5 protein-coding genes, 1 tRNA gene and 2 rRNA genes are annotated in these 7,914 nt (G+C 61.3%); 2 read left to right on the forward strand and 6 right to left on the reverse strand.

Annotated features, from left to right (window positions below):
- The first annotated feature begins 274 nt into the window (after positions 1-274).
- Positions 275-2,836 (forward strand): FAD-dependent oxidoreductase, encoded by a 2,562-nt coding sequence (locus ACIQUG_RS10305; RefSeq protein ID WP_402320473.1) that lies wholly within the window; start codon positions 275-277, stop codon positions 2,834-2,836.
- 78 nt (positions 2,837-2,914) lie between these two features.
- Here ACIQUG_RS10305 and ACIQUG_RS10310 read toward each other — a convergent pair whose 3' ends face one another.
- Both ACIQUG_RS10310 and ACIQUG_RS10315 read right to left on the reverse strand, forming a co-directional pair.
- Positions 2,915-3,844 (reverse strand): aldo/keto reductase family oxidoreductase, encoded by a 930-nt coding sequence (locus tag ACIQUG_RS10310; protein WP_402320476.1) that lies wholly within the window; start codon positions 3,842-3,844, stop codon positions 2,915-2,917.
- Between the two features lie 241 nt (positions 3,845-4,085).
- Positions 4,086-4,874 (reverse strand): SDR family NAD(P)-dependent oxidoreductase, encoded by a 789-nt coding sequence (locus ACIQUG_RS10315; protein ID WP_402320479.1) that lies wholly within the window; start codon positions 4,872-4,874, stop codon positions 4,086-4,088.
- Positions 4,875-4,971: 97 nt separating this feature from the next.
- Here ACIQUG_RS10315 and ACIQUG_RS10320 point away from each other — a divergent pair, with 97 nt between their 5' ends.
- Positions 4,972-5,571 (forward strand): TetR/AcrR family transcriptional regulator, encoded by a 600-nt coding sequence (locus ACIQUG_RS10320; protein WP_402320482.1) that lies wholly within the window; start codon positions 4,972-4,974, stop codon positions 5,569-5,571.
- A gap of 285 nt (positions 5,572-5,856) precedes the next feature.
- On the opposite strand, the gene ACIQUG_RS10325 is transcribed toward ACIQUG_RS10320, so the two are convergent.
- The 4 genes from ACIQUG_RS10325 to ACIQUG_RS10340 all read right to left on the reverse strand — a co-directional run.
- On the reverse strand, positions 5,857-6,588 hold the full coding sequence (locus ACIQUG_RS10325; protein ID WP_402320485.1) for a hypothetical protein: 732 nt from the start codon (positions 6,586-6,588) through the stop codon (positions 5,857-5,859).
- A 538-nt stretch (positions 6,589-7,126) separates the two neighbouring features.
- Positions 7,127-7,203, reverse strand: a tRNA-Met gene (locus ACIQUG_RS10330).
- A 272-nt stretch (positions 7,204-7,475) separates the two neighbouring features.
- Positions 7,476-7,590: ribosomal RNA gene (rrf, locus tag ACIQUG_RS10335) — 5S ribosomal RNA — on the reverse strand.
- Between the two features lie 240 nt (positions 7,591-7,830).
- Positions 7,831-7,914, reverse strand: a 23S ribosomal RNA gene (locus ACIQUG_RS10340); the annotation flags it as partial.

A 7,914-nucleotide genomic window follows, 5' to 3' on the forward strand; every position in this document is an offset into this window, starting at 1 on the left:
CGGCGAACGGCGCGGTCTGCGGAGAAACAGGGCAACGGCGATGACGCATTCGGATGCGTCGCCATTTGCGATATGCTAGATGAAATCAGATTGGCGCGGAGGGGCGCTTTTTCTCACGAAATCAGTGGCATGACCGTCTCGACAGCTCTCGTTCCGCGATCCGCAAAATGCTCGGCTCTGGTCGTGCAGTTTGATGAGAATGTCGTAGACAGGCTCTGGTCGGGGCGGATCAGGCCCTAAAATCCGGCATCCAATCCAACCAGGGTCGCAATCAATGGCAGAGTTTCCGCAAAAGGCGAAAGTCGTAATCATCGGGCTGGGGGGCATCGTCGGCGCCTCGATCGCGCATCACCTGATCGAGCGCGGCTGGGACGACATCGTCGGCATCGACAAGTCGGGCGTGCCGACCGATATCGGCTCGACCGCACACGCCTCGGACTTCTGCTACACCACCAGCCACGATTATCTCTCGGTCTGGACGACGCAGTATTCGATCGATTTCTTCGAGAAGATGGGCCACTACGCCCGCATCGGCGGCCTGGAAGTGGCCCGCACCGGTGACGATGTCTGGATGGAAGAGATCAAGCGCAAGCTTTCCTCCGCCAAGGCCTTCGGTACCCGCGCCCATTATGTTTCGCCGGCTGAAATCAAGGCAATGTTCCCGCTGATCGAGGAAGATCAGGTCATGGGCGGCATGTTCGATCCGGATGCCGGCCTCGTCATTCCGCGCTCGCAGACGGTTGCCGGCAAGCTCGTCGATGCCGCGGAAAAGTCGGGCAAGCTGCAGGTCTTCGGCAACACGCCGGCAAAGTCGCTGATCGTCGAAAACGGCCGCATCAAGGGTGTGGTCACCCATCGCGGCACGATCATGGCCGACCACGTCATCGTCTGCGCCGGCATCTGGGGTCGTCTGATCGCCGAAATGGTCGGCGAGGATCTGCCGGTCATGCCGGTCGACCACCCCCTCACCTTCTTCGGCCCGTACAACGAATTCGAAGGCACCGGCAAGGAAATCGGCTTCCCGCTTCTGCGCGACCAGGGCAACTCCGCCTATATGCGCGACACCGGCGACCCGAAGACCACCGAAGGTGGCCAGATCGAGTGGGGCTACTACGAAACCACCAATCCCCGCCTCTGCCATCCGCGCAACACCCTTGAAAAGCACGAGGCACGCCTGTCGCCGTCGCAGCGTGACCTTGAGATGGAACAGATCATCGAGCCGCTTGAGCGCGCCATGGAGCTAACGCCGATCCTCGGCGAACTCGGCTATAACGAGAGCCATTCCTTCAATGGCCTGCTTCAGGTATCGGCCGCCGGCGGTCCCTCTTGCGGTGAGAGCCAGAAGGTGCGCGGCCTCTGGTATTGCGTTGCCATCTGGGTGAAGGACGGTCCCGGCTACGGCAAGCTGATCGCCGACTGGATGACCGACGGCCGCACCGAGATCGACCACGCCTCGATCGACTACTCCCGCTTCTATCCGCACCAGCTCGAAGAGAAGTTCATCGAGGGTCGCTGCTTCGAGGCGGCGCAGAAAATCTACTATCCCGCCGTACACACCCGCGAGCCCTATGCCAGCGGCCGCAACGTCAAGCGCTCGCCCTTCTACGAGCGCGAAAAAGAGCTCGGCGGCTACTTCATGGAACTCGGCGGCTGGGAACGCGCCCATGGCTACGCCGCCAACGAGCATCTGCTCGAGAAATACGGCGATCGCGTACCGGTGCGCGAAAACGAGTGGGACAGCCGCCATTTCTGGCGCGTTTCCAACGCCGAACATCTGGCGATGAGCGAGGATTGTGGCATCGTCAATCTCTCGCACTTCCACATGGTCGACATCGAAGGTCCTGACCACGTGGAGCTGCTGGAATGGCTGTGTGCCGCCAAAATCGGCGGCGACGCCAACATCGGCAAGGGCATCTACACCCACTTCCTCGATGACGAGGGCATGGTGCGGGCGGACTTCACCGTCTTCCGCATGGCTGACCGCGGCCGTCTCGTGAACGGCGCTGACGCCGGCCCGCGCGACTTCCAGTACATGCGCCGTGTCGCCGAGGACCGTGGCCTCGACGTCACCATCACCGATGTCTCGGAGAAGTTCATCACCATCGGTATCTGGGGTCCCAATGCCCGCGAGAACCTGAAGAAGGTGGTTGCCGATCCGGCAGGCCTCGACATCGAGAACTTCGCCTTCGCCGCAATCAAGCCGATCGAGATCGCCGGCAAACATGTGACCGCCTTCCGCATCTCCTATGTCGGCGAGCAGGGCTGGGAACTGCACATGAAGTACGACGACGGTCTCGCCGTCTGGGACGCGCTGCGCTCGACCGGCGTCATGGCCTTCGGCGTCGAAACCTATGCGAACTCGCGCCGCATGGAAAAGAGCCTGCGCCTGCAGAACGCCGATCTGCTCACCCAGTACAACCTGATCGAGGCCGACCTTGCCCGTCCGAAGGTCAAGGACGTCGACTTCCGCGGCAAGGCCAAGCACCTGGAATACAAGGCGCGCGACCACCAGCCGGCCATGCTCTGCACGCTTGTCCTGACGGAAAACACCGACCGGAACGGCGTCAAGCGCTATCCGGTCGGCACGCTGCCGGTCATCGATCCGGAAACCGGCAAGGTTCTCATCGACGAGCTTGGCCGCCGTTCCTACACCACCTCGATCGCCTTCGGCCCGACGGTCGGCAAGAACATCGCGCTTGCCTACCTGCCCTGGTCCCATTGCCAGGTCGGCCGGAAGCTCAACGTCGAATACTTCGCCGAGACCTATCCGGTCGAAGTCGTCGGCATCGGCTACAAGCCGCTCTACGACCCGGAAAACCTGAAGCCGCGCAGCTGATCGAGCGGCATCAGTCACAAAAACGCAAAAGGCCCGCTCGGATCCGAGCGGGCCTTTTGCGTGGCGATCAGGATTGCGTCAGGGCAGCACATGTCCCGCCGCGGTAAAGAGACGATACCAGTCCTCTCGCGATAGCGTGATGTCAGCGCCGGGCGCGATATCGGCCAGCCGCTCGGGGCTCGTCGTTCCAAGCACCACCTGAATGTTGGCCGGATGGCGGGCGATCCAGGCATAGGCGATGGCCGATGGCGAAACACCGTACTTGGCGGCGAGCTCGTCGAGCACCCGGTTGAGCTCCGGAAAGTTCTTTTCGTCGCCAACGAAGACACCGCCGAAGACCCCCTGCTGGAACGGCGACCAGGCCTGCAGCGTCATGCTGTTGATGCGCGAGTAGACGACCACTTCGCCATCGCGATCGATCGATTGCTCGAGACCTGCCATATTGGCGGCAATCCCGAAAGCGACCGAGGGCGCATGGGCAATGCTGAGCTGGATCTGGTTGGCGACGAGCGGCTGGCGCACCGCCGTTTTCAAGAGATCGATCTGTCGCGGCGTGTGGTTGGAGACGCCGAAATGCCGGACCTTGCCGGCCGCCTGCAATGTGTCGAAGGCCTCCGCCACCTCCTCCGGCTCCACCAGCGCGTCCGGGCGATGCAGCAAGAGAAGGTCGAGATAGTCGGTCTTCAGCGCCGCCAGCGATCGATCGACCGACTGCAGGATGTGCTCTTTGGAGAAATCGAAATAGCCGCGGCGGATCCCGCATTTGCTCTGGATGACGATCTGCTCGCGCTCGGCCGGCTTCAGCCGCAACGCATCGCCGAAACGGCGCTCGCAGGCATGCAGCTCGCCACCATAGATATCGGCATGGTCGAAGACGTTGATCCCGACGCCCCTTGCCTTGCCATAGAGCCGGTTTATGGCGTCATCGCTGAGATCGACAATCCGCATCAGGCCGAGAACGGCAGAAGAAACGGAAAGGTCGGTTGGTCCCAGATTGAATCTTTTCATCGGCTCGCACCATCAACATCGTTTCGAGGAAGGATTTTCGCAAAGGTGCGGCGCAGCCGACCTTGCGAAATCTTTGATCCTCAATCTCTAAGCAGCCCAAGGGCGCTTGGCAAACGCCTTTGGGACAAACCATAGAGACGATGCGACCGCTGCGCCCAAGCGGAAAAGGTCCGGGCATCGAACATCCCAACAGACGCGGGGTTCCGAGCGGACGTCGAACGCCCGCCCCTACCTGGACCGGTCAGGCCGCGGGCCGATAGCGCTCGGCCGGCAACGACTGTGCAAAATTGGGCAGCATTGCCTGCCGTGCCGTATCGAGCGTGTTCCACTGATCGGCATCGGGAAGCGGCGGGATGGTCACCAGTTCGCGCCGGTCGTAGCCGATCAGCGCCGCATCGACGAGATCGCCGACCTCCATTACGCCTGAAAGCGTGTCAACATCGACGCCGGCATGATCCCAGATCTCGGTGCGTGTCGCTGCGGGCAGCACCGCCTGAACGTAGACCCCTTTGGTGGCGAGCTCGACGTTCAAGCCTTGGGAGAGGAACAGCACGAAGGCCTTGGTCGCACCGTAGACGGTTGCTCCCATCTCCGGCGCAAGCCCGACGACCGACGCGATGTTGATGATCGCCCCCTCGCCCCTCTCCGCAAAACCCGGTGCTGCCGCATGCGCCAGCCGGGTGACGGCCGTGACGTTGAGCGCGATCAGCTTTGCGATGTCTTCGTTCTGCTGTTGCAGAAAGCCGCGCGGAATGGACGTTCCCGCATTGTTGACCAGCACGCCGATGCTGCGGTCGTCGCGTAACCTTTGTTCGATCATGGCGAGATCCTGCTCGTCGGTCAGGTCCGCCGGCACCACATCCACCGCCACGCCGGTTTCGTTCTTCAGGCGCTCGGCGAGCGCGTCGAGCCGCGCCGCATTGCGCGCGACCAGAACGAGATCGTGACCGCGACGGGCAAAGCGCTCCGCATAGACGGCACCAATACCGGTGGAGGCACCGGTTACAAGGACTGCTGGCTTGCTGCTCATCGATTGTGCTCCTTGGAATTATTCATGATGATAATCATGTATTTGGATATATGATAGCTATCATGTATAATGTCAATCGAAATTTCAGGAGGCGATGATGCGCGTGAGCCGGAAGCAGGTCGAAGAAAACAAGAAGACGATCCTGGAGGCGGCCGGACAGCTGTTCCGGGAGCGAGGCTTTGAGGCCGTCACCGTTACCGATGTCATGAAGGCGGCGGGCCTCACCCATGGCGGCTTCTACGGCTACTTCAAGTCGAAGGAGGATCTGATCGCGCAGACGTTGGCCGGGCTGCAGGGAGAAACCGAGCCGCTAGCGATGGACCTGGCATCCGTCGCCCGACGTTACCTCACGCCGGAGCATCGGGACGACTTTGGCCACGGCTGCCCGCTTGCGGCCCTCGCATCGGAGGTGAGCCGCCAACCGGGGGCTGCACGGTCGGAGATGACGGGCGCCTTGAAGCGCCAGTTTGCCCGGTTCGGCAAGGTCGCGCCCGGGACGGATGAGCATGAGAAGCGCCGCGCGGCGATCGGCAGTTCTGCAGCCATGATCGGCGCGCTTATCTTGGCGCGTATGACCGACGACCCTGACCTGTCGACGGAAATTCTGGATGAGACGCGGGCATGGCTTTCCGGCCGCGATCACGGAGAACTGGCAAGCCAGGATCTCTTCGAACGAGAGACCGGCGCGGAAAGCTAGGCCAGTCGGCGAAAAGCGCGCAACGGTTTTGCGATCGCGGCAGACGGAGGAGCAACATCTAGAGCGCCAGGGGCAAAGCTGACCGCTGCGACGCGCTTGGCAATCCTTTAGCGCGTCGAATGCGCGCAGGTCAGACCTGTGCGCCGGATCGATATTTTCTGCAAGACACGGGCATCGTTGATGCGGCGAACAAGCTACCCGAAGACAAGCCGTTAAGACGCGTTCCCGACTTGAGCGCAGAGCGGCTTGCCCAAACGGCCCGCCCGTCCGTCGCGCGGCGATCCATTATCGCGCCGTCACCGGGCCCTCCGGCCAGCCGAATTTCTTCGTCCAGTAGCCGTTCCAATCATTCACTGACTGTTGCGTTCGCCGGTAAATGCGCTCGGCCGCCTCTTCCACCTTCAGAGCCTCCGCCAGCGCAGCGTCACCCTTCGCATTGAACCGCGCCTCGCGCGCGATGCCCAAACCGATCCGCGCTTCTTCCCGCGCATCCGCCAGGAAGCCGCCAGTGCTATGGCCATCGGCATCGGCTACGTAGTGCAACTGGTCCGCTGCGATCTTCAGATCATAGCCAAGCACGATTTCGGATTCGGCAAACCGGCTGCGATTGCCGCGCACGGTCGCCGTCAACGCATTGGCGATGGCCTCTTCCTGCTTCAGGTCCGGATCGTTGAGCAGTTCCGCTTCGACCCGGCCTGCGAAAACCTCGCCCTGCTCGTTGAGGATCGCCTTCAGTGTCGCCTTGACATTCGGGTCGCTGGATTTGAAGCGGTCGGAGTTCACCAGTTCCAGCGCCATCCCGACAAAAGCGTCGGCCCTCGCCTTCAGTTCCAGCATGCTGTTGTTGATTGCACCCTGCGCCTGCGTCGTTGCTCGGCCAGGCTCCGCTGAAACGCCATTCGCGGCCTTGAGGATGCTGTTCGCGCTGTCGGCAGAACCAGCTTTCTCCTCGGCCTCGGTGGCTGTCCGCCTGAGGATTTCCAAGGCGACATTGCTCGTTGGCGATATGGTGGTCACGGGTGGATCTCCGCGGCGAAGGCCGTGCTCCTGCACCGGCCTGCCAAATGGGTGCGCACAGCCTCATGCTATCGCGGGAATCAAGAATGAAAGCAACTATCGATTGCATACGTTAATAAACGGGTAATGCCAATCATCGAGGCAGACCACGCAGCTGCCTCACCCATCTCCGAAGCGAACCCGACAATGCGCCCGATTTGAGCGCGTCGATCAATGCTTCTGCTTCCCGAACACTGCGACGAAGGTCCTGCCCCTCCTCCGATGAGGGGACCAAGCCTATGCGCTGCGCGTCGGGTCGCTATGTGTCCGCGTTGGCGGCGTAACGGATCGGTTGCTCGGGGGCGTTCAGGCCTCGCGCCTGACCTCGATGCTTGCGCGACGTCATTCTCGGCGGAAGCGGACGCATCGTATTACGGCGCCCTCCCCTTCAGGCTCGGCGCCTTCGGCTCGCGGTTGCCATGGCCTGTCTTGTCCTTTGTCGCGGTACCGTTAGAACGCGGAAAGCCCGCCGGATTTCTCCGAGCGGGCTTTTTTGATTTGGTTGCGGGGGCAGGATTTGAACCTGCGGCCTTCAGGTTATGAGCCTGACGAGCTACCGGGCTGCTCCACCCCGCGCCAAGCGTAAACCGCTTCAGCGGTTTATCGCGGTAACGTAAATCCCGAAGGGATTTATGGTCTCTGCCGAGCAAATCCGTGAGGATTTGTCTCGTGTAAGGGACGCACTGCTTATTCGACATTACAGAATCAAAAAGGCCGCTTGTTGGCGGCCCTTGTGTTTCGGCAGGGCCGAAGAGTGTGTCGAGAAGATTTCCGGTTTTTTTCGCCGCTACCTTATCCTTCTCGGCTATGCCTCGAAGGGGAGCGGCGTTTTATCTTGCGATTTGCAGACCTGGCAGCGACCTACTCTCCCGCGTCTTAAGACGAAGTACCATCGGCGCTGGGGCGTTTCACGGCCGTGTTCGGAATGGGAACGGGTGCAGCCACCCCGCCAGAACCACCAGGTCGGCAAAGCGCAAGATTTGAGCTTGCGGGCTCAAACCGGATTGAGAAGCTGGTTGAAGTTTTCACTTCATTTGTTTTGAACACGTCTTACGTCTTATCCGGATATTTCCAGCAGCCGGCAAAGCCGAGCCGCCGGTATCCGGCGCGCCGTCCGCAGCGAAGGCCAAAGGCCGACAGCGTGAGGACGTATATAGCATCATCGCAGCGCCGAAGGCGCTTCGATGAGCATAAGCAATGGGAACGATCAAGCCAATCGAACGATTAGTACTGGTAAGCTTCATGCGTTGCCGCACTTCCACACCCAGCCTATCAACGTGGTCGTCT

The organism is Ensifer sp. NPDC090286 (genome assembly GCF_044769565.1).
GTDB lineage: Bacteria > Pseudomonadota > Alphaproteobacteria > Rhizobiales > Rhizobiaceae > Ensifer.